This window comes from Pontimicrobium sp. IMCC45349, from assembly GCF_047219225.1.
Lineage (GTDB): Bacteria > Bacteroidota > Bacteroidia > Flavobacteriales > Flavobacteriaceae > IMCC45349.
On record NZ_CP178208.1, the window covers coordinates 175,849 to 200,663 of the forward strand.

Sequence of the window (24,815 nt, forward strand, 5' to 3'; positions counted from 1 at the left end):
TTTTATAAAAAAAGGGTTCGCATCGCGAACCTTTTTTTATTCCATAAACCCAACTTTGCTTTTTAATAAAAAATTGATTAAGTTTAATAACAAATAATTGGCTATGTCTAATTTAAATCCAAAAAAAGGCAACTTACTAATTGCCGAACCATCAATAATTGGAGATCTTTCTTTTAACAGGTCTATTATCTTGCTAGCAGACCATAATAAAGAAGGCTCTATTGGATTTATTTTAAACAAACCCTTAGATTACACCTTACAAGATTTAGTCCCAGAAATTGAAGCTAATTTTAGAGTTTACAATGGAGGACCAGTAGAGCAAGACAACCTATACTTTATTCATAAAATTCCAGAGTTAATTCCTAATAGTATTGAAATATCTGAAGGTATTTTTTGGGGAGGTGATTTCGCTAGTGTTACTCATTTAATAAATGAAGGTAAATTAAACGAAACTGATATACGTTTCTTTTTAGGTTATTCGGGTTGGGAAACCAATCAATTAATAAACGAATTGCTAGGTAACACTTGGATCCTTACAGAGAATATCTATAAAAAAGAAATCATTGAAAAGAAAGAAACCTCTTTTTGGAAAGAAAAAATGCTAGAGCTTGGTGGTGAATACAGTATTTGGTCTAATGCACCAGAAGATCCTACTTACAATTAAGACAATCTTACCTTAACATTTAATTTAGCTAACAAGTTTTTAGCAACTGTATTAGAAAAACTCTTTTTTCTATATTTTGATATTGGTTGTATTCCAACCATTACGTTTGTTATAAATAATTCATCGGCTTTCTGTAATTCAAAAGGAGATATTGAAGCTTCTTCTAATGTAAATTCAGGTATTAATTTAATAATATCAATTATTTGCTTTCTCATGATTCCTTTTAAACAACCATCAGTTAAAGGTGGTGTTTTTATAACAGAACCTTTAACCAAAAATAAATTACCATTTAAAGCTTCAACAACACTCTTATTGGTATTTAATAACAAACAATTTTCTAATTGATTTTCTTTAGCGTAAACACTAGCAATAACATTAAGTACTTTATTATTGGTTTTTAGGGTAGATAATATTGTTGGCGACACATAATTATCTTTGTACAAATCAACGTTATAAGCATCTTCAGCTAATAAATAAGTGGCATCACTACGTTCACTTACTGAAATATAAAAATTAACGTCATTATTATTAGGTGCATACAAGCCTCCCTCTACTCTAGCAACTGTTAGTTTAACACGTGCAGATTTATTAGATAAACTATTACCCTCAAGTACTTTAAAAACCTCATTCTCTAAAAACTCCAAAGTAAAACTCATTGGAATATCCATACGAACTATTCGCATTGAAGCCATTAATCTAAAATAATGGTCTTCCCAAAATAAGATTTTACCATTACTCACCTTTATTGTTTCAAAAACTGCATCACCATAAGCAAAACCTCTATTGTTTAAGGATATATTTGCTTCGTCTGTAACCACTAATGTTCCGTTAATATTTACCATAAAAAAAGTCCCGAATAATTCGGGACAAATATAATTTAATTTATATGATTTTTATGCTGAACCTAAGACATGTTTTAGATCAGATATTTGATTTTCCCAAAGCATTTTTGTTTCATCTACTTCATCTTCTTCAGCAAAATCAGTTACCATTAAAGAAACATCCTTTGTAATATCATCAACTTGAATACGAATTTCAAAATATGATGCGTCTTCGTCACCATTAAGCCACTTAAATTTTACGCGTTCACCGCTTTTTTTAGTTAATAATTTTGCTTTTTCCTCACTGTCATCCCAAATAAAAGTAAATAACTCTCCACGAGAATTTACATTATCTGCAAACCATTCTGATAACCCCGAAGGTGTTGATATATATTGATATAATAATTGAGGTGAAGCGTGTATAGGGAATTCTAGTTCAAATTTAATTTTATCGTCCATGTATTCTTAAAAAATTAGAAACGTAATATATACATTAATTATTTAGTTTTAAAACTAAATTTAAAAATATTTTCTTGCAGTATTATTTGTACTACTTAATTTTGTTTTTATATTTGCAGCCGCAAAAGATGGCGAGGTAGCTCAGTTGGTTAGAGCGTTGGATTCATAACCCAGAGGTCCCGAGTTCAAATCTCGGTCTCGCTACAAATTTCAAGCAATTGTAAAACAGCGGTTTAGTTTTAACTAAACCGTTTTTTTATGATTAATCTTCAACAATTACTAGTATTTGAATACAAAAGTACATATGATTTAACTGTGAAGAAAAACTACTCTACCCCTAAAATATACTTAGCAGGCACAGATTTAAGACACATACAATTGTTATTAGTTCAAAACTCTACAAAGACAACTGAGATATATACACATGTTGTCACAAGTTCTTTTAGCAGTATTAAAAACCCTCTTGATTCCTAAATATTAATCAAAAATATATTAGTCTGATTCAGTAGTAGTTTAATTACAATTTTATAAGTTTATACTCATAAACTAGAAATAATTTCTAGGTATATATAATAAAAATATACTCCCTAGGGAGTATACACATACGTTACCTGCAATATGGAACAAACAAAACGCAAAAATTGAATGAAAAATTTGAACCTGATTTTTATTGCTTTTATACTGACAACATTTTTTAGTTGTAAGGCAGAAGTTGAGTCGGATTTAACTTTTGCTTTTTCGATTGATAAAGACGGCGTTTATGTTTATTCTCTGTCCGAAAAAAAAGCAAAGCATATATATTCAACTGATAAGATATTTCAAAATGACTATTTCAAATTAATAAATGATAGTGTTATTCAAGTTGGGCATCAAAGCAAAAAAAGAAGTGAAACAAAGCAAAGGAAGGTTTATTCAAAATATTTATATAGAACAGATGGCGACAGTACTTTTATTACAAATAATCCACCATATACAGTACAAGACAACTATGACTATCTAACTGATAGTATTTATCATATTAATATTAAATCAAATAATTCTTTTTTAGCTTCAATAAAAGATTATGAACATTATGATCACAGTACTATAAAAATCAAGACCCAAAATTTTGACCATAATGGAAAACTGATTTTTCAAAAAAATACTTCGTTTGCTTGTGGAGGAACATCAAGCTCTTCAAAAGGAATTAGATTTTGTGATTTTAAAAGATTTTTCTCGGAGAGTAAAACAGTATTGGGTAAAAAAATCGTTTCGGAACGTGGTGACTTAATTATTTATGATGGAATTTCGAGTGATACCTTACTAAAATTTGACGGACATTTTGACCCAAAGTTTGGAAGTGGCTACTATAATCCTACATTATCGAATGACGGAAAGAAAACTTCATTTCAGTATTTAGCTGGATTTTTTAATAATGGGTCTTGCATTTATGAAATGGACATTGACACCAGAAACAAAACAAAATTAATATTGTACCACCTCCTATCACTAACTTAAATGATAGTCCTATACTAGCTGAAGTAGTAGACCAAACAGAAATAAAAGAAAAAACGAATAAAAATGAACCTATGTCTCTTTCTGGAGTTGGAAATTCAACAGCAGGAACATTAATTGCAGATGGTTTAAAATCTTTATTAACTTCTCAAAAAAATAAACCAGCAACTAAAGGTGACCTAGAAAATCTTAAGGAGGTTATTATAGGTAGATATCATCCAATTAAAAATTTACCTCCAAAACTAGATGGTACAAAACCTTTTTATGATATAATAATTAATGAAGTTATATATTTCTAAGTAATTTCAATAAAATTGAAAACATAAAACACTAAACAAAAGACACTTACTTACAAAAACCAAAGAAAACAAAAAGATAGCTTAATAAGCAAAAAAAAAATGTAAGTCTAACCCTTACTATTAATAAGGTTTTTATTATTGTCAAAAAATAAAATGAAGATATCTTTGTTTTATAGTTGTTTATTCTCCCTCAGATTTAAACACAAAATATGACAAAAAAAAATAAAAACATTATTAATTGATGACCATCCATTAATTACAGATTCACTAAAAAGAATACTTAATACAATAGAAGGAAGTAATAATCTAGAGTTTATAATCCATATAGCACATGATTGTGATTCTGCCAATTTTGAATTAGAAAAATCCTTTGACAGTTTTCCCTTTGATTTAGTCTTTTTAGACATAAGAATACCACCTTCTAAAGATAAAAAACTATTATCAGGAGAAGATATAGGTATTAAAATAAGGTCTGAATTTACAAATACAAAAATAATAATATTCACATCTCTTTTAGAAAATTACAGGCTTAATAGTTTATTGAGAAATGTTAACCCTGATGGATTATTATTAAAATCAGACATCACATTCAATAATTTATTTGAAGCAATAAATACAGTTATTGAAGAACCTCCTTTTTATAGTAAACAAGTAATAAAATTATTACGCAAACAAGCTGCAAATGATACTATATTAGACAACATTGATAGAAGACTATTATATGAGCTTTCAATCGGAGCACGAATGAAGGATTTACCAAATATTATACCTCTGACAATTGCTGGTATAGAAAGGAGAAAAAGAAAGCTAAAAGAAGCTTTTAATACTCAAAAAGATGATGACAAAGAGCTTTTAGAAATAGCTAGAAAAAAAGGCTTTATATAAGATAACTTATCAGAAACAAAACATCCCTTAGTTATAGTAAGGAAAACCATTACTACAAATAAATAGTGTTTTTTAACTTTATCAACTATGAAACATTTTTATATAAAAAGGAAAAAAGTTGATGCATTCAATTTACAAGAAGTATTAGTTACTCTAGTTATTATTGGCATTTTAATTTTATTAGCATTTCCTAGTTTATCTCCAATGGTTAGCAAAACCAAAAGTTTAGAAGCACAAATGCAACTAAAATACCTTTACAATACACAAACCATGTATAGATATATGCACTCAAAATATTCATTTGATTTTAGTGAACTAGATTTTGAAGCTCCTAAGACAATAAATGAAAATGGAACCTCAAATTACAAATATGAAATAGTAAATGCTTCAAACAACTCATTTAAAGCAATTGCTACTGCTATTTCGGACTTTGATGGTGATGGAATATTTAATGTATGGCAAATAGATGAAAACGGAATACCTAAACAAATAACAAAAGATTAGATTGGACTTAGCTGTTAAATTTCTATTACTTTTCTCTTTACTAATTATTTTCTTTCAAGATATCAAATTAAGAAAAGTATATTGGTTTTTATTTCCTCTAGTAGGGGTATGTGTAGGTTACTTACATTATTCCAACACGCTTCCAGAACTTTTCTTAGCATATTCAGCTTCAAATTTATTATTCGTTTCCATTCTTTTACTAATTGTATTAGTATACTCTAAACTAAAATTAAAAACTCAATTCAAAAAAGTGTTTGGTTTTGGAGATATACTCATGTTTATAGCCTTAAGCTTTTCTTTTGCTATGGTGTCATTCGTCTATATATTTATTTGTTCCTTAATCTTTTCTCTTATTACTCATCTTTTTGTTAAAAATAAAAAGAAAGCGGACTCAGTACCATTAGCAGGTTATATGAGTATATTTTTCTTTTTGGTTTTTACTGGTTACTGGCTAGGATTAATTAATTCTGTTTATAGTATCTAAAATGAATACGAATAAATATCAAATTCCAGTACATTTAACTCAACTTATAACAAGCAAACAAGCATATCATTATTATATTGTCCCTATAGATTTGAAGGATGAATGTATTCATTTTAAATCTAATAATACTTCTCCATCTCTTAAACAGGAATTAGAAATTGTATTTGGTAAAAAAGTTAAGTTAGAAAATGAAACTATAGATATAATTAAACAATATCTAGAAGTTAACTTCAGAAAAACTAATAATAATTCTTCAGAACTTCATTTTAGCACTGATTTTTTAAAAACATTATTACTAACTGCAAAAGACATAGGAAGTAGTGATATTCATTTTGAACCTTATGAGAATAAATGTAGAGTACGTTATCGTCTTGATGGAAAACTAAAAGAACAGTTTGTAATTTCGTTAAATGAATATCCCATAATTATAAATAAACTAAAAATACAGGCTGGATTAGATATCTCAGAAAAACGTTTACCACAAGACGGACGAATATCAATAAGCACTGATATAGATGAATTTGATATTCGGGTTTCTTCTTTACCTACTCTATATGGTGAAAAAATGGTACTTAGAATCTTAAGTAAAGATGCCAGTCATATTAACTTAAGTGATTTAGGTTTTACTAAAAGTGAGCTTTCAATTTATAAAGAGACTATAAAAAACCCTAATGGGATTATTTTAATCTCTGGTCCTACTGGATCTGGAAAAACCACAACGTTATATGCTACTTTAAAAGAGTTAAATAATGACACTACTAACATTTTAACCATTGAAGACCCCATTGAATACACATTAGAAGGCATCAACCAAGTTCAATTAAGAGAAAATATAGGTTTAGATTTTGCTAGTACATTGAGAACTTTTTTACGTCAAGATCCAGATATAATCATGGTTGGAGAAATTAGAGATGTAAAAACCGCAAATATGGCTATTCGTGCAGCTTTAACAGGACACCTTGTTTTATCTACCATTCATACAAACTCTGCCTGGGCTACCGTTTCTAGGCTTGTAGATATGGGAGTACCATCTTTTTTAATTGCATCTACTCTTAATGTTAGTATAGCTCAACGTTTAGTAAGAAAATTATGTTCTCATTGTAAAGAGGCAAAAAAAATAAGTCTAGATGTTTTTCCTAATAATTTTTCAATACCAAAAGAGCTAGAAAACCATTACATAGCCAAAGGGTGTAGTAGCTGCTACCATACAGGATATCAAGGAAGAAAAGCTATTTATGAAATAATTCCAATTACAACTGATTTAATTGAACATATAAAGCAAAATGACTTAGAAATTGACCACTATTTACAGAGTAAAAATATTTCTACTCTTAAATCAAACGCTTTAAGCTTAGTCATAAAAGGTGACACTTCTATAGATGAGGTTTACCCATTACTTAGTAACTAAAAAAAGATTTATCATTAATGAAAAAATTAATCCTAATACTATTATTATGCTTGTGTTTTTTCCTAACAAATAGTCAAAACAATAGGATTCAGAATATAAAAAACCAACTCACTGTTTTATCTGTTGATAATGTAGGGCTGACTGAGAATGTTAAATCGGAAATTAATGTAAACAATATAACGCTAGGAAATTTTTTGTTAGCTATATCAAAAATTCATAAGTTAAATATTAATGTTTCCGAAGAGTTGCAACAAACTACACTAAACAATAATTTTCCAAACGTTGCTGTTTCGGATATATTAATATTTCTGTGTCAAGAATATAATTTAACCATTGATTTTATAGGTAATATTTTATCAATAAAACCATATGTTGAACCAATAGATGACTCTTTAGAACCTAAATTAAGCATTGCTTATTCACCTAAAGATTCTACAATCTCTATAGATGCACGTGGTGATAAACTCTATGATGTTTTTAGACAAATCATGGACGAAACTGATAAGAACTTAGTATTCACACCTGGCTTAGAAAATAAAGCTATTACCATTTATTTACAAAATGTTCCTTTTGATTTAGCAATGCAAAAAATAGCTTATGCTAATGATTTATTCTTTGAAAAAACAAAAGATAATTTCTATGCTTTTGAATCAAGTAATATCGTTAACAACTCAAATATTGCTACAAATAACAGACCTGCACGTGTGAGAAATTCTAATTTCTTTTTTAAAATTCTAGATAAAGAAACCAAACTTATAGAAGTAAATTTTATTAATGCTCCTATAGCAAATATTATTAACGATATAAGCACTGAATTAGATATAGATATTTTCACAGCAACTCCTCTAATTGAAGCAGGGTTTTCTACGTTCAAAGCCAAACAAATAAATTTTGATGATTTATTAGTAAAGTTATTTGAGCCTCAGTATATTAATAGCTCATCAAACACTTCCAACAGCACAAACAGACAAAATCCTAGCACTAGTAACCTAGTAAACAAAACCATCTTTACTTTCAAAAAAGAAGATAATATCTATTTTTTTGGAACTGAAAATCAACTAAGTGTTCGTAAAGTAGAAATTATTAATCTTAAACATCGTTCTGTATCATTGTTAAATGACCCTTCTGGAAGTGGTTATAACAATACTTCCTCAATGGGTAACTTTTCAAATAATGGTTATAACTCAGGGTATAATACAAATCAATTTGACAATACAAGTAATTTCAATAATAGCAATAACACCAATAATCGTAATCTTCAAAATGGGACAAACAATTCTAGAGTAAGTTTAAACGCTAGTAATAGTAATATTGAAACTTTAGAGGCATTAATACCTGACGAGGTAAAAGAAGATTTAGAAATAAAAGTAGACTTCGAATTAAACAGCTTTTATGTAAATGGGCCTAGTGCCAAAGTTGAACGTTTTAAAAACTTTATTGAGCAAATAGATAAACGTGTTCCAGTAGTTTTAATCGAAGTAATGATAATTGAAGTAAATAAAAGTACCACCCTAGATTCAGGTGTTACTTGGGGAATTGGTGATGAGCCTGTTACTACTCAAGGAAGCATATACCCAACAACTGATTTAACAATTAGTGCAAATGGTGTAAATAACTTAATTGGCAGTTTTAATGCTTTTGCTGGTTCTAATCTTGGGAAGGTAGGTCCAAATTTTTTCGCTACAATTCACGCTATGGAAACCAATGGGGATTTAAAAGTAAACTCCACACCACATATAGCAACATTAAATGGACATCGTGCAGTTTTTTCTAATGGTTTACAATCCTATTATGCTGTTACTCAACGTAACATTTATGGTACAGATAACCCGCAAACTTCAGAAATTACTAATTACTATCCTATAGATGCACAATTGGCACTCTCTGTAAAACCATCTGTTTCAGGAGACGGACAAGTACAATTAGATATTTTTGTATTACAATCCAGTTTTGGAGCTAGAATATCTGAAGACGCTCCACCAGACCTAAGTTCAAGAAGTTTTAGCTCTATTATTAGAATGCAAGATCAAGATGTAGCCATTTTAGGTGGTTTAGAAGAACAAATGAAAAGTAATTCAGGTTCTGGAGTTCCGTTTTTAGCCAGAATACCTGTTATTAAATGGTTATTTAGCAAACGTGTGAGAGAAGCTAAAAAATCAAAATTAACCATCCTTATAAAGCCTACAATTATTAAATAATGTTTAAGCAATTAGGTACATATTTAAAACATGGAAATCAATTTTATGGGATTGAATTAACTACAATTAATAATAGTTCTTGTGTTAAAGGTATTATTTTAAAAAAACAGAAAAACACTCTCGATATAAAAGATACTATTGAAGTTACAAGTTTAGAAGCTCTCTTTAGTAGGTTAAAAACACCTCAAAGTTTTTCTTTGGTAATTAATAATTCAAATGTAATAACCAAAAAAGTTGAAAGCTCACATAATGAACCTGAAAAGATACTATTCTCTGCATTTCCAAATATACAAATGAATGATTTTTGGTATGAGATTATTTCAGAAAAAAACATACACTTCGTTTCTATTTGCAGACAAGATTATGTACGATTAATTCAAAATCAATTCAAGCAAGAAAAGCACACTATACACTCTATTTCTCTAGGTAATTCTTTAATAAAAACACTTAAATCATGGGTTAACAACAATATTATTGAAACTACTAATGCGTGTATTGAGCTTGATGAAAACAAAATTCAAAACATAAATGCAAAAAACTCTGAATTCACTAAGCAATACAATATAAATGGAATTAAACTTTCCAATAATCATATTTTAAGTGCCTCTTCTGCATTACAATTAATTGTAAATAACAACTATTCAGTTTCAAATCTAGAAGAACTTAATACTGAGTTAAAGTCAAACTTTTACTCCAAAAGGTTCCAAAAATTATTTTTAATAGGTGGATTAGCAACCATTTTTAATTTGCTACTAATAAACACTTTCTTTTTTAACCATTATTTAAAGGAAGTAAACCTTTTACGAGAAACCTCTTCTTTAAACTTAGCTTCTAAACAAAATATGATTGCTGTTTCAAAAGGAGTTGAGGAAAAGAAAAAAATAGTTGAGGATATACAAAAAAATGGTAGCTCAAGAACTACATACTACTTAAATAGCATCGTCAAAAGTTTACCTAGTTCAATTCTATTATCTGAAACAAATTATCAACCTATAACAAAGCGCATAAGTGAAGGAAAAACAATTGAACAAAATTTAAATACTATTACTGTAATAGGTATTACAAATGACAGTTCTCAATTTTCTACTTGGTTAAATGAATTAGAAACTTTTAATTGGGTAAATAGCATTGCAATTATAGAATATACAGATCTTACAAAAACCAAAAGCAGTTTCAACATTAAAATTGAACTTAAAAATGTCTAATAAAATTAAAAACATAATATACATTATTGGTTTTATACTTAGCTTGATTATTTGTTATCAGTTAGCTTTTTCAAGGACATTGAAACTAAAAAATGAGTATACTCAATTAAATCAAGAAGCTTCAATTTTCGAATCTATGCCAAAACATATGGCTACTTTAAAAAAGAAAGAACACTATTATGACTCTCTTTTAATTAAGTACCAACATAACAGTTCTATTCAAAATACGTTGTTAAAAACACTAAATACTTATGCTAAAGCGCACGATTTACAAGTAATAGATTTTATTAAGCCTCATACTTTCAAACAAGACAACCTCACTATTAAGACTTATCAATTTGAATTAGAAGGATCCTACAATAATATTCAAGGGCTTATATATGAACTAGAACAAAACCAAAAATTTGGAGAAATAATAAGTGTTCACTTAAAAAAACAAAAAAAACCTAGAACTAGAAAAGTTTATTTAAACGCAAAAATTCTTTTAAAAAGTTTATCCTAAAACACTACTTAGTCTAAACATAGGTAAATACATAGCTATTACTATCACTCCTATTAGTCCACCAATAACAATGATTATTAATGGTTCTAAAATATTAGATAACATTTTAGATCGCTGTTGTACTTGGGTATTATATTGTGTATTTAGTCTTTCAAAAATAAACTCGGTTTGATTAGTTTCCTCTGCAACCCTAACTAGAGCAACCATTTTACTATCAAAAAAGTGTTCATCATTTAAACTATTACTTAAACTTTTTCCAGTTAGAACACTTTGCTCAATATGCTTTAATGCCTTTTGTAAAGGATAAAACTCTATCATTTGCTTTACCAATTGAATACTATTAACCACTGGTACTTTTGATGCTGACAACAAGCTCATAGATTGGGTAAATTGCGATAAGTATACTGTTTTTACAAAAGCACCAACAAAAGGTATTTTTAAAATAAGGTTATGTACTGTTACTTTATACCAAATTTTATTTTTAAAAATTGACTTTAAGGCTATGACTCCAATACATATTATTAAAATAAGTAAACCATAACTTTTAACAAACTCAGATATTGCAATAATGAAAAGTGTAATTCCTGGAAGATCAACATTTTGTTGTTTAAAAATATCTTGAAACATAGGCACTACAAAACTCAACATAAAAGACACCACCAATATAGCTGTAAAAAGTAATATAATTGGATAAGTTAGTGCATTTACAACATTTCTACGTTGTTCGTTTTTTAAAGAAAAATAATTCCCTAGCTGCTCCATTACTCGAAATAAGGTTCCTGTTTCTTCTCCTATTTTTACAGAATAATATTCATATTGAGTAAACACTTTATGAGCCTGTAAACTTTCTGAGAAGCTTTTCCCTTCTACAATACTTTTAGAAACTGTTTCTAATATGTTTTTTGTTTCCTTTTTTTTTACTGAGTTTGCAACAAGATCAATAGCTTCTTTTAAAGAAACACCTGCTTTTATAAGCACACTCACTTCAGTATAAAAATCTTCTTTTATTTTATTAGAAAAAGGTTTACTAAATAGTGTAATTTCCTTTTCTAGAAAAGAAGTTTCTTTCTTCTTAGAATTTATACTTGTTTTCTTTACTTGTGATATATTGTCTAATTGAAAAGCCATTAATTTAAATATGAAGTTGCATCGTTAGTTTTAAAAATGAATAGTTGTGAATTATTAGTTTTAAGCTTTACTGCATCTATATTGCCATTTGTTTTAATATTGCCATCAAAAAAGACATGCTTTTCTAAAATTCTCAACTTAAATGTGTCTCGATCTTTAACCACATAATCATCTTTAAAATTATATGTTTTCTGTCCTATTTCTGATTTAAAATGTAATTCTTCTTCTACATTATCATAGGTGATTTTATGATAACGGTTAAAATCAATCCTCAGGGAATGCTCTAATAAATTTAACTCCGTTTCATTATTAAAATTTCTTTGAATTGCTAGCATTTGTTTTTGGACTAATGTTAATACTGTAAAAGCAAGACCAACTATAATACTTGTAATAATAAGCACTACAATCATTTCACTTAAGGTAAAAGCGTCTATTTTTTTAGTAGTTGTCATTTATTACTTTCTCAACAGTTCTATCAGTTTCTTTATTATCTCCAGTTATTATAATTACTTCTTTATTGTTTTCTTTAATTTTTACAACAGAGACATCCCAATTATGAAAAGTGTTTTTATAAGGCAATATGATTTTGTTATTATTACACAAATACTCTAACTCATCTAAATGTGAGTTAATAGTATTGGTATTATATTTTATTGTATTAGTAAACACATTATTTAAAACAATACTAGAAACCATAAATACTATCATTATTAATACAGTAGCTACCAATGTTTCGGTTAATGTAGATGCCTTTACTTTTTTTAATACAACCATTTTGCTACCTCCTTTTCAGTATTATTTAATTGTATTCCTACATACTCTGGAGCTAACCTATTTCTATTTATTTCTGCATTATATAAATGATTTTGATATACAGAACCAGCGTGATTAATAACAAAATTAGAGGTATATACTGCTCCAAACACACTACCTCTAAGCTCTAAATTTTGATTGCAATACACCTCTCCATAAACTTCAGTACTTTCTTTTAAAAGCACTTGAGAGTTATAATTATTAGGCTGCTTATTTCCTTGGTAGCAAACAACACCTTTAATAACTGTATTCTCGCCAATAGATATATCTGGAAGCATTTTGTTTAATTGATTGGATCTTAAACTAGATTCCTTTAATAACACAATACTTGAAGGATAACTCATCTCTACATAGTTACCAATTGAGATTCTTTTTGTTGCAAATACCTGAAATACACCTTTTACATTATTGCTAATTTCTACTTCTGGAGCAATTAATAATACATCATTTAAAATAGCTGAAGGCTCCACAATTATTTTTTTATCAGATTGAATTATAACATGTCCTGAAACACTAACATTTGAAATTTCTAACATGTCATTATGATATAACAACATTAAAGGATTTAAAAATGAATTTTTTATAGTATCATTTCTTTTTATTTCTATACTTTTAAATGTATTGGGAACACTCTGAAAACCGTCTTTTATTTCATTACTTCTTAGCCTTGGTAAACTTTTACTCAATTTTTGCTCTCCATAAATTAGTTTGGTGCCGTAATATGATTGTCCAGCTATATTACCAGATTTAACACCACGTTTTGGCAAAAAACTAATACCTTCTATTTTTGTGTTTCCTACAACTATTAAAGGCTTGTTGTGTTCTTCTAAATATAATGCTATAGCATCGTCAGTACTTTGTTTACCACCAACTAAAGCTATTTTTTGTATTTCTATGCCTTTTTGTTTTGAACTAGATACAATACGTTCAAAAATTCCCCAATGTGATTTATAAAGTTTTAATGACGTATTTGTATTTTGCTTTAAATCTACATGCAATGTATCATTAAACTCAAGCTCATTTTCTAAACCATATGTTACTCCATAATTGGAAATATTAATGGTTTTAGCTAATACATGCTTTTTTAAGTTTAGTTGGTTGTGCGTTTGTACAAATAATAAAAAACTAAATAGTAATAGTGCTATAACTATTATAATAAACAATGTTAACTGCAAAGCGCCTGCATTTAGTTTTTTTAAAAACATTTTAATTATAATTAAATGTTTTTGTTTGCCCTTTATATCGTAAAACTACCGATGATGCATTACCCTTTACTAATGCAATACTATCTGCAATTTGTCCTTTTTTTAAAATATGTTGTGTATTATTAATACTCACCAAAAATACTTTGGACTTAGCTTTTTTATTCTCTATAAGACCTTGATATTTTATTGACTTCCAAACCACATTACTTATAGTTGCCCCCTTTTTTTTTCCTGCTTTTTTTTTGGTAAGAGTTCCTAAAAAAGGATCACGTTCTACTGTTTGTATGGTAAACTTGTAATCCTCCGTGATTTGTTTAGGTGCGAAAGTGGTTTTAAATTCCATAGAAATGGGCTCTGGTTCTTTAGTTAATAAATTATTAATAAAACCATAGCCTATAGTACCCCAAATACCAATAGAAGCAACTATTAGAATTTTTATAAAAATGGGGTTATTTTTACTCAATAACGAAGGCATTTGCAGTATAATTTGTTTGATATGCTGAATTTTCTGCTCTTACACGCCATTGATAATTACCCAAGCTTAACATTTTAGTAAAATTTGTTGCTGTAATAGTCGTGTCTAATACTATTTGTGTTGCTGCTTCAAAACTAGGTGTTGCTATTTGCAATCTGTAGGAATCTGCATCAACCACCTCGTTCCAAGAAAATGTAGGTGATGTTATTGATAAGGTTGATTGATGAGATGGCGCCAATAACACTACTGTAGCGTCTGAAATATCTGGTACTTCAATTAAATCTTCACAAGCTATAGTAATTAATAACAGTACAACATAAAAAAATCTCTTCATAAATAGTATTAATTAAACCAATTATAAAGTTATTCTATTTATAAAAAACGTGTTAAGGAAAGTCCTTACTAATAGTAAGGTTTAAAAACTATATTTTCACCAACTATTACATACAAGAGGAGTTATTACTCCCTATTTTTTAGAGCATTACAAGAACTTAAAAACAAAAGAGCATATATTACTATGCTCTTTTTACATTTACTTTAAATTATATTTATTTAAAAATCAATAAATTAAACCCACAAATCTAATCATCAACTAATTTATACCGTAACCAGCTTCGCAAAAATAGTCTACCTCAAAAGGGAAGTATTTTACAAATATATCCTTTATACTATTTACCTCTTTAGATTTCCGTGCATAAGCATCTATCTTCTTAACACCCTTTACAAATACTTCATAGTGCATGGCATCTTTAGGACGTTTAGTACTTTGAAGGCTTTGTTTATCTAATTTTTCAGCGATTTCAATAAGTTGTTCCAAATCTTTTAAATCTCCTATTGATATACCTGACTCTTTTATAATGTAATCTAACTCTGTAAAAGGAGAATCATATGATTGCTCTTCACCTGCAATTATTTGTCCATTACCTTCCTTATCTATAGTTATCAGGTGAGTACATCCATAAGGGCTTCTCATTAATAATTTTATAAAATCTTCTTCATTTTTGTTTTTAACACAACTGTTAATAGCTGCTAATGTAGTAAGCAATAATACTATTTTTTCAATCCCCTTATTGATAAACATACTTCATCTTTTAAAGTTAATTTTTCCTTTTCTTTTTGTATTTCTTCCTTTCCTCTGGTGACAATAACCTGCCATTACCGTAGGAAACTCTACGCCCTAAATTTCTATCTGCTCTCAAACTGTTCTCTGATGGATAACTTCTTCTTTTACTATTTGCTGGTCTATTATATATACCTGTTGCATATAGCTCTTCTTTAGGCTGCTCTTCAGTTTGAGTTTCCCCATATCTATTAGTAAAAGTGTTCCTATATTTATCATCAAGAGGTTTGGATGCCCCGTCCATAGTAGCAAGAGAATGCGATAGCTCATGACCTAATGCTATATCTTCAGTTAACATTTCAGCTGAAACTTTACCGTCTTTTTCAACTAGTACAGCATGCATTACTCCTCCAATTGTAACCATAGAATCTGACCCAGTACCATTTTGGGAATCAACTTCATTTATTGCTTCTTCAGATGCCCCAACCGTCGATTTATCAAAATTAATAGTTACCGTGTAATCATGAGAAATCAAATCTCTTAATAGTCCAGTTCCAGAAGTCTTTTCCCCATCGCTATTTTTAGAAACGATATCTACCATTCCTGTTTTTGAGTTATATTTTAGTTTATCATCGGTAAGTGCTTGAAGCCATCCCATCACAGCATCTCTTTGTTTATCAGTTAAATTTCCATCAATACTAATAGATTGCCCATCTGGGTCAACGAAAACAATTGGGTTATTCGCTACATAATTATAAGGACTTAAATTAAAATAATCTTCTGCAAAATTATCAATATTCATCCATCTTCCTAGACTAGCATCATAATTTCTAGCATGGAAATCCATCCAACCAAGTCCTAACTCATCATTTTCTTCTTTACCACCAAAGCCATACGGATGGTCTGTTCCATTAACAACATTATTATACCCTTTATGTTTTAAACCAAAAGGATAGTAGTTGTTTTCTTCTAAGATTTCTAAGCCTCCTTTTTCAATAAATACATTATCTACATAAAAATGGGTTTGTAGTCCTTGATTAATATTAGACTTATCAAACTTTAACCTTAATCTTGGGCCTGCCACTATAGTATGCGTATGTGTATATGTTCCTGTTGATAAATCATTATTTATAACATACCAATTAAGATGATTTCCATTAGCATCCAATTCTTGTAAAAACACGCGTACTAATGGTGTATCTCCTGTGTCTACATCTAAACTTATAGTTACTTCATCTCCTGGTGCAAAATCATCACCTACCTCAAATCTTGTTCCATTCCATTGATTTTGTACATTGACCTTTAATCTGCCATTATCTAACTCTACACTTCCATGTGTTTGGTTACCTGCAAATGTCCAACCATTGTGATGCTCATCAAATGTACTCTCTAATATAGACTGATAATCGCCATTAGTATCTTTAAATGCCAATCTAATGTTTCCTAAATGGTCTTTGTACTGGTAAGCATAATCATAACCTCCCTGTCCATCTGGTTCTACATAACCTTCTGGATGACTGAAAAATCTTAAATTCTCACCTGTTCCATCCTCCTCATAAATGAAGTTTCCTGCATATTTAGTAGTGGTTAAGGTTCCGTTGTCGTTCACAGTCTTTTTTAGTTTTACTCCTGAGGCATCGTAAATATACGAAATACTTCCATTAGCAAAGGTAACTGTACTTGGTAAATTTAAATGGTTATAGGTAATACTTGTAATGCCCTTGTTTTTATCCTCAATCATATTACCATTAGCATCATAAGCATAATCATTACCTGATGTATTACCATCATTAAAGCCTTCATTTGCCCATCCTGTTGTGTTATCTGTGACTTTATCTAACTGATTACCATTGTATGTATAAGCTAACTTATCAATCTCCACACCATTACCTACTCGACTCAATGTTAATATATTACCATTCTTATCATATTTCATCCCCAATAAATCAAATCCTGAACTCAAATTATAAAGACCTGCATTTCTTACGCCATAATCTGCATTTAATATACGGTTTAAATTATCGTATCTATAAGCATAACCTCTTGCCTCTACACCATTAGTCTGATCATTTACTGTTTTCCATATCGTCTCACTTATATTTCCATTGTATAACGCTATATAGTTACTTGGCGAATTGGTAACATCTTTTGTGTTATAGTTGAGCTTAAAACTAAATAAATCGTTACCTAATTGTTCTACATCATTAATCTGCTTTAACCAACCTCTAATATTATATGTATAGTCCACCGTTTGTAATGGAGATGCTGCGATACCTCCTACTCCTTTACTTTCCAATTGCCCTAATTCATCATAAGTGTTATTAACAATAGTCTCTGGCGTGTCTCCTGTAATGGTTTGTGTTTGGGTAAGCATACGTCCTGCATGGTCATATGTAAACGCATCGGTAATCTCTATAACTGCATTACCTGTTTTACTATGTGTACTCGTAGTCTCTAATACTTTTCCTGTAAAGTCAAAGTCACTTACTATAATATCGGTAGTAGCTAACTCATCATTTTTAGAGCCTACATATATAGCTTGTCCTTTATCGTCGTAATACGTAACACTAGTAATCCAATTATTAGTACCTAATACTTTTACCTTACTACCTGTTGGTAAGGTTTTAATATCATAACTTATTTGGTCACTATATATCGTTACACCTGGATCTGGTATCGCTGTGCTTAAGTGACTGTTATAACCATCATAATAATTAATACTCAACACCTCTACATCTGAACGTGGATAGGCTTGATTATCGTAAAATATTTGTGTTCCTGATATATAATGAATCGTTCCTGTAGACGTTTCATTTAAATTTGTTTCTGAGTTTAATATCTGTGACAGTTCTAGTCTTGTCTCATCTTTTTGATTTAAAAATCTACCTGTATAAACCACACGCCCAAAAGCATCGTACTTTGTAAATAACCAATCATTATCTACTCGTAATAAAGCGTCTTGGGTTAAGACTGGACGGTCTAACTTATCATAAACAATATATTCCCAATCTTTTTGTGGTATTTTCTTCTCAATTAATCGATTACGCTTATCGTAATGATACTGGTAACATAAATCATCTAACTCTGATGTTACTACTGTATACGATGGTAAAGACACAGTAAAACTCTGATTTATGCCTGACATAGAAACAGCTCCAGATCCTGATAAATATAAATAACCATTTAAAATTGAAACCGTATAACTATAACCCATTCCTGAAAACGTCCCAATCATCATATCTGGAATATTCCCATTTAATTGGGCAATAGGTCCTGTCTCTAACCCTATAGAGGCTCCAAAAGTAATATTATTAAAGTTGATGGTAAGCTCCTCATTAATATGGTCTAAATCTACTTCAATACCTTTTATACATGTAGTTACTGGACTTCCCTCTCTATCTTTTGGTACCAATACAGAACAATCTAATATTTGTACAAAAGATTTTTTATAAGTAGTAGAACTCAAAATACGGTCTGTCCCTAAAGGTGATAACACATAAGTTAAGTTTCCATAATCGTCATAGACATAATAGGTGTCATGTTCTATTACAGCCCCAAAACTTTCGTTATAGGTACGCTTTAAAATTACACGGCCTTGCTTATCCTTAAACTCTTCCGTTGTATGTAGTTTATCAAATTGTGTAGAGCCTGTAGGTTGCCAGTTCTCATCCTTGGTAATGGTTTTATAAAGCTCATTAGCTGCATAATTACCATCATAAAACAATTGTGGTTGCTCGGTATTTCCTGTTGGAAATATCACTCGATATAAATCTACTTCGCCTGTAACATTAGTTTGATAATCAAACTTTATAGTATGGTCTGTATCTGAATTTGCATCTAACTTCCAATCGGCTCCTGGTGCGCCTTGTTCTAACACACGGTTTAGTGGAGATGCTTCAAAAGATTGCTCTGAATAGGCATTGATACTCGTTAATGTTAATTGATCTTCTGGAAACTTCCCTACATAATAGGCTTCTAAATCTGTAAGTAATTGGGGCGGATCATTAAAAGATAAAGATCCTGATGTACTTTGAGACGCATTAGCATATGGTAAATAACTTAATGGTTGTCTGCCTAATGCATCATAAATCATTGGTGTAATAATATCTTGCCTGTTCCCTCCTGCTTGTTTGGCTATGCTCTGAATTGGTCTGCCTAAACCATCATAATACGTAATACTCTCTATCTTATCGTCATCCACTAAATCAGTAGTAGTACCTGCTTTATGCTCTCCATCTGTAGTCTTTACTTGATAAACAGTCGTCTTTACATAGTTCTCTGTCGTGGTTGCTGTTTGTGCCATCACTAACGATGACATTAATAATATTGCTAATGTGCTTATACTTTTTCTCATGGTCATCTTAGTTTTGTGGTCTGTAGTTATACTCGTTCTTACTCAATATGTTATTATCCTTATCCTTGACATACTCTAACCTACCAAAGGCATCATACTCATAATACATCACATAACCCTTTGGGTCTGTAACACTAGTAACTCCTACTAATGGCTCATAGGTAAAGGTTGTCACTTGGGAGGTTGGTAAACTAGCTCGTAAACCATTTATTTGTGAAAGATTGGCTTCAGTGAAATCCTCTAATACCGCTATTGTAACACCTAAAGCATTTGCAACTTCATTTTCTGAGGCATTATCAATCTTTGCTAATAATAGTGTTTTGGTTGCGTCCCATAAATAAAATGATTTGACTCCTAAATCTCTTTGAGATTCTATTAGTTTACCTTCCTTTATGTTAAAAACAGAATGCAACTCGTAGTTTGATGGAATATAATTGTAAGGTGAACTATTTGAACCGAAACCTTTGCTGAAATTATATATTTCTTTAAGGTTACCATTAGAATCATAAAGACAATATTTACTATCTATAACATTGTTATTAGTAATAGCATTATTAAGACTTAATATTTCTACTTTTACAGGAATAGATAATATATTTTTATTATTTACTAAATCTTGGTATAATGGTTCGCTTAAAAAGTCTGTTGAATAACTATAATTTGATGTTAATTTATCCGAGTCGCTATTACTAGTATAGTTTGCAGGATCAAAATAATCTAGATTACTTATTTCTGTTAATCTTAAATCAACTTCTTGTTGACTTATTAATTCATTAGCATTATAATTATAAGATGTAACGGTCGATAAATTACCATTAGGTGATATACCATTGTAAAAATACTGTGTTTCGATTTGTTTGCTCAAACGACTTTCATATTCTATAAAACTCATACTTTGAGGACTATTAAACCCTGTATAAGTATTAGCAAACTCTGAATAACAATAATTTGATTTACCTAAAACATTATAATAACTGGGTGTTTGAGAAGTAGTATATTCATATAAGGTCTTAGTTAAGACATCTCCATTTTCATTAAAGGACATTGTACTTACAGGAACCGATTCATAACTATTGTTTGTATAATCATCGTCAAACTTATGGGTGGTTGTAAGTTCAAATGGAAAGTTATTTTCATCACGTCCAATTTTATTAACCGTTACATTTTTATAAAAATATCCAGACTTAGACAATTTTGGATGACCTATAAAATCTGAAGACATGGTATATTCATCATTATTTACATATAACTCACTAAAATCATCATGCATTCTGTTTTGACCAACTAATCCAGAGTACTCATAATGCACCTCATTATACAACCTTCCATCTGTATCAACATCAATTGTTTTCTTAACCCTTAAACCTCCTGCATATTGTGGGTCTCTTATTTTTTCTTGATTAGTATTATAAAATTCATGATACCAAGTAAAATCAATATGAACAGATAAATTAGAAGTAGCATTAATCTCAGCTTCTCTAACTTTTACAATAATTTGATAATCTCCTGGAGGTAAAGACAATACACTTCCATAACCAATTAATTGAGTTTCTACTATATTATTATTAGAATCTTTAATTTGAAATTGAGAACAATCAAAACCTGGACCAAAATTTTCAGGGTCATTACAAATAGCTGCCCCATTTGGATCAACAGCATTAGATATAGACTGTTGTAAAATATTTGATGTGCTTCCTGAATTTGCGTAAGTATTAAATACAATTGTATGATCTGGAACAGTAAAATTTTGAGTATAAATACCAAATCCATTACTAAAACTTGTAAATGAATTATTTTGCAAACTTAAATTAAATCCTCCTTTAGCATACTTATAATCTCCAAGTCCATTATCTTCTTGATTTAATTCATATTCTAATTGTGTTTTCCCTCCTGTAGGGTATTGAATTTCTGTTAAATTTCCAGACAATAAATGAGGTAGTGACGGCCTTCTATCAGCAATATCATACTTAAGTATTAAAGGCAAGTTACTATATATCTCAGGTGTAAAAGGAATAGAAGAAGACAAATTAGATGCTCCATTGTAATATCCAAAAAAATCTTTGGAAAATGTATCCTTGCTTGGTAAAGGGTAATCATTATTATAAGTGAACTTATATGGTGGCTTTTGTTCATTTCCACTTATCTCTGCAACTTCTTCTAATCTCAACCTTTGGTCTCCATTATAACCATTATAGAAACCGTAAGTAAAGTCGAATTTTTTAGTATTATTATTTATTAAATCTACAATTTCTATAGAAGTCAACTTTTTATTCCAAACAACTCCATTATTTATATCTTCATAATTAAAGTTTACTTCAATTGTTTCAGTAGAAATCTTTGATAATAATTTATTTTTAGGTCTATTAATTATATGTGTTTTAGAATGAGTAAACTCATAATCACCTGTATTATAAGTTCCTTGACCACTACCTAAGTAACCACAAAAATTAGTTTGGTTTTGGCCTGTATATTTTTTATATCTTACTACTTTATCAGACTTATTAGAAATAGTATAATCCATATTATATGAGATGTATTCAAAATCAATAGTCTTACTATTTTTTGTAGTTATTGATTCAATCATCCAACTAGATATATAATTCTCGGAAGAATTATTAATTGAAGTATTTGACCCAATTATAACTTCATTGTTGTTAAACTCTCTACTTAAATTATCTGAACCAAAAACATAAGTGTTTCCGTCAATATCCTTTCCTGTAAAGGATAAAATAGCCTGTGTAGGTCTATTGGCAATTAACTTAAAATTGTCATTTTTATTTTTAAGAACCGTATTAACGTCTTGTCTTTTAAAAATAAAACTTCCAGAATAGTTTGCTATACTATAAGAAAAATTATCAGGTGAATGATCAATTGCATTATTCTTTAAATAATTTTGAGTATTAGAATTACTAATAGGGTTATTAACATACCATTGATCATCTCTAGAAGACCAATTTGTTGTTAACCAACCATTGTCATCTGCCTCATTATTAATACTTCTAAAAACACCTCCTCCAGCATTTAAACGCCATTTTAGACCTACAGCTGTTGCTAATTCATCTGTTCTAATACCAGAAGCATCGTAAGACAATGAAATAGGAATATTAACACCATCTACTTCAAGATTATATATTGGTATAGAAATATTGGGTAATCCTTTTGATAAATTTAAGGTTGTTCCACCATACTTAGTAAATGTAGCTGCATTTGGTGTTTCTGGAACCACATTTGAATAATGATCTACATACTCTGATATTGGAGTACTTGTATTTTGGGCCAATAAGTTATTCCCAAAAGTAATACAAACAATTAATGCTATAAATTTTTGTTTTACAATCACTTTAGTTTTTTGGTTTAAGATTTTATTCATTTTATAGAAGATTTATTAATATCTAAATAAAATAAAACCATCAAGTACAGTGAAAGGTTTTGAATTATTCTTAGTAGCAATCTACCTTACTCTTAGTAAGGTTAAAAAGTTAACTATTGGAAATTAAAAATAAATTATTACCATATTTTGACAGAATACTTATCATGTTGGGGATAACATAAAATATTATATTATTTATGACCAGTCTGGGGCTCGAACCTGTAACCTCTTGATGACAGCTCAAGAGGATTATTTAAGTATTTCAATATACTCTCCTTTTTGATTATTACCTCGTAAATCACAGTTAGTCTTTTCACTTAAAGACATTTTGTTGCCTTTATACATTTTGATTAAGATTTTATATGCCTGTTTGATTTCTTCGCCGATTACGCCACTTTGTCCAATCAATTTATTCGTCTTGCTTAATAAATCTCTAGATTTTAAAAACTTGATAGCTTCTTTTTCCTCTGTTGCATTTAATTCTTTGTAGTATGGTTGGTTTTCCTTTTCGTATTGGTCGATTAGTAAAAATCTATAATTCTCCAACTCTTTAGTAAGTTCCTGTAATGTTCTTCTTGCTACACTTGTTCCAATCTCCAAAATTTCTGCAATCTTTCGGGTAAACTTTTCTATTTGGTTATCATTGTATAAATCAATTGAGTGCCTTAAAACATTGTGTTGCTTTAGTTTTTGTATGCTTATCGTTACTCGTAAACTCTCTAATTTGTTGAGTTTGATTCCGCCTAAAACGTGGATTTCTAAATGCTTTGTGATGTATTCGTAATTGTTTGGATTGGTAGTGTTGAGCATAGCTAAAAATTTATATGCCGATTTTACACCCAACAAAGATATTTATAATGTTCTTTTTAGACAACAATAAATTATCATATTTGAACATATATTGTAAAAAGTATCGTTTTTGACTACATTTACTAAACAATTACAAGTTAATGAACGTAGGAACCAACATAAGGACTTTAAGAGAACAGCGTAATATTAAACAGCAAGAGATTGCCGACTTAATTGGTATGCATCGTTCTAATTACAGCAAGATTGAGAACGGACAGCGTGAGATTTCCGTTAGTGCGTTGGATAAGATTGCTCGTTTTTTCAATATTACTATTGACGAGCTTGTGCATTTGGATGGCGACTTGCCACAAGAAGTTGAGATTGAGGACAAAACCACAATGGAACAACTAAAACTAATGCAAGAACTGGACGAGGAAGAACGCTCTATGATTTTTAAAATGATTGATTCTTTCCTGACCAAAAAGAAGTTCAAAGACTTTTTTAATAAAAATGTAGCTTCGCTTTAAAACATAAAAAAACCGCTCATTTCGAGCGGTTTGTAATTTTAGTTTTTGTATGCTTATCGTTACTCGTAAACTCTCTAATTTGTTGAGTTTGATTCCGCCTAAAACGTGGATTTCTAAATGCTTTGTGATGTATTCGTAATTGTTTGGATTGGTAGTGTTGAGCATAGCTAA

The 24,815-nt window shown here is 29.6% G+C and carries 23 protein-coding genes, 1 tRNA gene and 1 pseudogene; 12 read left to right on the plus strand and 13 right to left on the minus strand.

From position 1 onward, the window contains the following. Positions 1-103: 103 nt before the first annotated feature. Entirely contained in the window at positions 104-664 is a 561-nt protein-coding gene (locus tag ACLII3_RS00915) for a YqgE/AlgH family protein (RefSeq protein WP_412985744.1), read from the plus strand. Here the strand turns inward: ACLII3_RS00915 and ACLII3_RS00920 are convergent. Next, positions 661-1,506 (minus strand): aminotransferase class IV, encoded by an 846-nt coding sequence (locus tag ACLII3_RS00920; RefSeq protein ID WP_412985746.1) that lies wholly within the window; start codon positions 1,504-1,506, stop codon positions 661-663. The genes ACLII3_RS00915 and ACLII3_RS00920 overlap by 4 nt on opposite strands. 51 nt (positions 1,507-1,557) lie before the next feature. Next, positions 1,558-1,944 (minus strand): START-like domain-containing protein, encoded by a 387-nt coding sequence (locus tag ACLII3_RS00925; protein WP_412985748.1) that lies wholly within the window; start codon positions 1,942-1,944, stop codon positions 1,558-1,560. Positions 1,945-2,074: 130 nt separating this feature from the next. Between ACLII3_RS00925 and ACLII3_RS00930 the strand changes: the two genes are divergently transcribed. From ACLII3_RS00930 to ACLII3_RS00945, 4 genes and pseudogenes are all read left to right on the plus strand, one after another. Beyond that, a tRNA-Met gene (locus ACLII3_RS00930) sits at positions 2,075-2,148 on the plus strand. A 147-nt stretch (positions 2,149-2,295) separates the two neighbouring features. After that, positions 2,296-2,418: pseudogene (locus tag ACLII3_RS00935) on the plus strand (recombinase); the annotation flags it as partial. A 180-nt stretch (positions 2,419-2,598) separates the two neighbouring features. Further along, positions 2,599-3,441, plus strand: a complete 843-nt coding sequence (locus ACLII3_RS00940; protein ID WP_412985749.1) for a hypothetical protein — start codon at positions 2,599-2,601, stop codon at positions 3,439-3,441. Between the two features lie 71 nt (positions 3,442-3,512). Beyond that, positions 3,513-3,737 (plus strand): hypothetical protein, encoded by a 225-nt coding sequence (locus ACLII3_RS00945; RefSeq protein ID WP_412985751.1) that lies wholly within the window; start codon positions 3,513-3,515, stop codon positions 3,735-3,737. Positions 3,738-3,907: 170 nt separating this feature from the next. On the opposite strand, the gene ACLII3_RS00950 is transcribed toward ACLII3_RS00945, so the two are convergent. Next, complete coding sequence (locus ACLII3_RS00950) at positions 3,908-4,243, minus strand: hypothetical protein (RefSeq protein WP_412985753.1); 336 nt, start codon at positions 4,241-4,243, stop codon at positions 3,908-3,910. Positions 4,244-4,277: 34 nt separating this feature from the next. On the opposite strand from ACLII3_RS00950, the gene ACLII3_RS00955 reads away from it, so the two are divergent. From ACLII3_RS00955 to ACLII3_RS00980, 6 genes are all read left to right on the plus strand, one after another. Continuing rightward, a complete protein-coding gene (locus ACLII3_RS00955; protein ID WP_412985754.1) occupies positions 4,278-4,622 on the plus strand; it encodes a hypothetical protein in 345 nt (114 codons plus the stop codon). Positions 4,623-4,709: 87 nt separating this feature from the next. After that, complete coding sequence (locus tag ACLII3_RS00960; RefSeq protein WP_412985756.1) at positions 4,710-5,126, plus strand: prepilin-type N-terminal cleavage/methylation domain-containing protein; 417 nt, start codon at positions 4,710-4,712, stop codon at positions 5,124-5,126. A gap of 485 nt (positions 5,127-5,611) precedes the next feature. Continuing rightward, a complete protein-coding gene (locus ACLII3_RS00965) occupies positions 5,612-7,018 on the plus strand; it encodes a GspE/PulE family protein (RefSeq protein WP_412985758.1) in 1,407 nt (468 codons plus the stop codon). Positions 7,019-7,035: 17 nt separating this feature from the next. Then, positions 7,036-9,216, plus strand: coding sequence for a type II secretion system protein GspD (locus tag ACLII3_RS00970; protein WP_412985760.1), 2,181 nt, complete (start codon positions 7,036-7,038; stop codon positions 9,214-9,216). Further along, positions 9,216-10,421, plus strand: a complete 1,206-nt coding sequence (locus tag ACLII3_RS00975) for a hypothetical protein (protein ID WP_412985762.1) — start codon at positions 9,216-9,218, stop codon at positions 10,419-10,421. The genes ACLII3_RS00970 and ACLII3_RS00975 overlap by 1 nt, the downstream gene beginning before the upstream one ends. After that, complete coding sequence (locus tag ACLII3_RS00980) at positions 10,414-10,923, plus strand: hypothetical protein (protein ID WP_412985764.1); 510 nt, start codon at positions 10,414-10,416, stop codon at positions 10,921-10,923. Before ACLII3_RS00975 ends, ACLII3_RS00980 begins: the two co-directional genes overlap by 8 nt. On the opposite strand, the gene ACLII3_RS00985 is transcribed toward ACLII3_RS00980, so the two are convergent. The 10 genes from ACLII3_RS00985 to ACLII3_RS01030 form a co-directional block, all read right to left on the minus strand. After that, positions 10,915-12,051, minus strand: coding sequence for a type II secretion system F family protein (locus ACLII3_RS00985; RefSeq protein ID WP_412985766.1), 1,137 nt, complete (start codon positions 12,049-12,051; stop codon positions 10,915-10,917). The genes ACLII3_RS00980 and ACLII3_RS00985 overlap by 9 nt on opposite strands. Next, positions 12,051-12,503: a type II secretion system protein J gene (locus ACLII3_RS00990; protein WP_412985768.1), complete on the minus strand. Its 453-nt coding sequence runs from the start codon at positions 12,501-12,503 to the stop codon at positions 12,051-12,053. The genes ACLII3_RS00985 and ACLII3_RS00990 overlap by 1 nt, the downstream gene beginning before the upstream one ends. Beyond that, a complete protein-coding gene (locus ACLII3_RS00995) occupies positions 12,490-12,825 on the minus strand; it encodes a hypothetical protein (RefSeq protein WP_412985770.1) in 336 nt (111 codons plus the stop codon). The genes ACLII3_RS00990 and ACLII3_RS00995 overlap by 14 nt, the downstream gene beginning before the upstream one ends. Beyond that, positions 12,813-14,069, minus strand: coding sequence for a hypothetical protein (locus tag ACLII3_RS01000; RefSeq protein WP_412985772.1), 1,257 nt, complete (start codon positions 14,067-14,069; stop codon positions 12,813-12,815). The genes ACLII3_RS00995 and ACLII3_RS01000 overlap by 13 nt, the downstream gene beginning before the upstream one ends. Position 14,070: 1 nt before the next feature. Further along, positions 14,071-14,544 (minus strand): hypothetical protein, encoded by a 474-nt coding sequence (locus ACLII3_RS01005; RefSeq protein WP_412985773.1) that lies wholly within the window; start codon positions 14,542-14,544, stop codon positions 14,071-14,073. Further along, on the minus strand, positions 14,525-14,878 hold the full coding sequence (locus ACLII3_RS01010; RefSeq protein WP_412985775.1) for a hypothetical protein: 354 nt from the start codon (positions 14,876-14,878) through the stop codon (positions 14,525-14,527). Before ACLII3_RS01010 ends, ACLII3_RS01005 begins: the two co-directional genes overlap by 20 nt. A gap of 258 nt (positions 14,879-15,136) precedes the next feature. After that, positions 15,137-15,589, minus strand: a complete 453-nt coding sequence (locus ACLII3_RS01015; protein ID WP_412985777.1) for a hypothetical protein — start codon at positions 15,587-15,589, stop codon at positions 15,137-15,139. Between the two features lie 52 nt (positions 15,590-15,641). Then, entirely contained in the window at positions 15,642-19,958 is a 4,317-nt protein-coding gene (locus ACLII3_RS01020; protein ID WP_412985779.1) for a DUF6443 domain-containing protein, read from the minus strand. A gap of 7 nt (positions 19,959-19,965) precedes the next feature. Beyond that, complete coding sequence (locus ACLII3_RS01025; protein ID WP_412985781.1) at positions 19,966-23,328, minus strand: hypothetical protein; 3,363 nt, start codon at positions 23,326-23,328, stop codon at positions 19,966-19,968. 249 nt (positions 23,329-23,577) lie between these two features. Next, entirely contained in the window at positions 23,578-24,138 is a 561-nt protein-coding gene (locus ACLII3_RS01030; RefSeq protein ID WP_412985782.1) for a hypothetical protein, read from the minus strand. A 140-nt stretch (positions 24,139-24,278) separates the two neighbouring features. Between ACLII3_RS01030 and ACLII3_RS01035 the strand changes: the two genes are divergently transcribed. Beyond that, positions 24,279-24,644 carry a helix-turn-helix domain-containing protein gene (locus tag ACLII3_RS01035; protein ID WP_412985784.1) on the plus strand — a complete coding sequence of 122 codons (366 nt, stop codon included), beginning with the start codon at positions 24,279-24,281 and terminating at the stop codon, positions 24,642-24,644. The last annotated feature ends 171 nt before the right edge of the window (positions 24,645-24,815 follow it).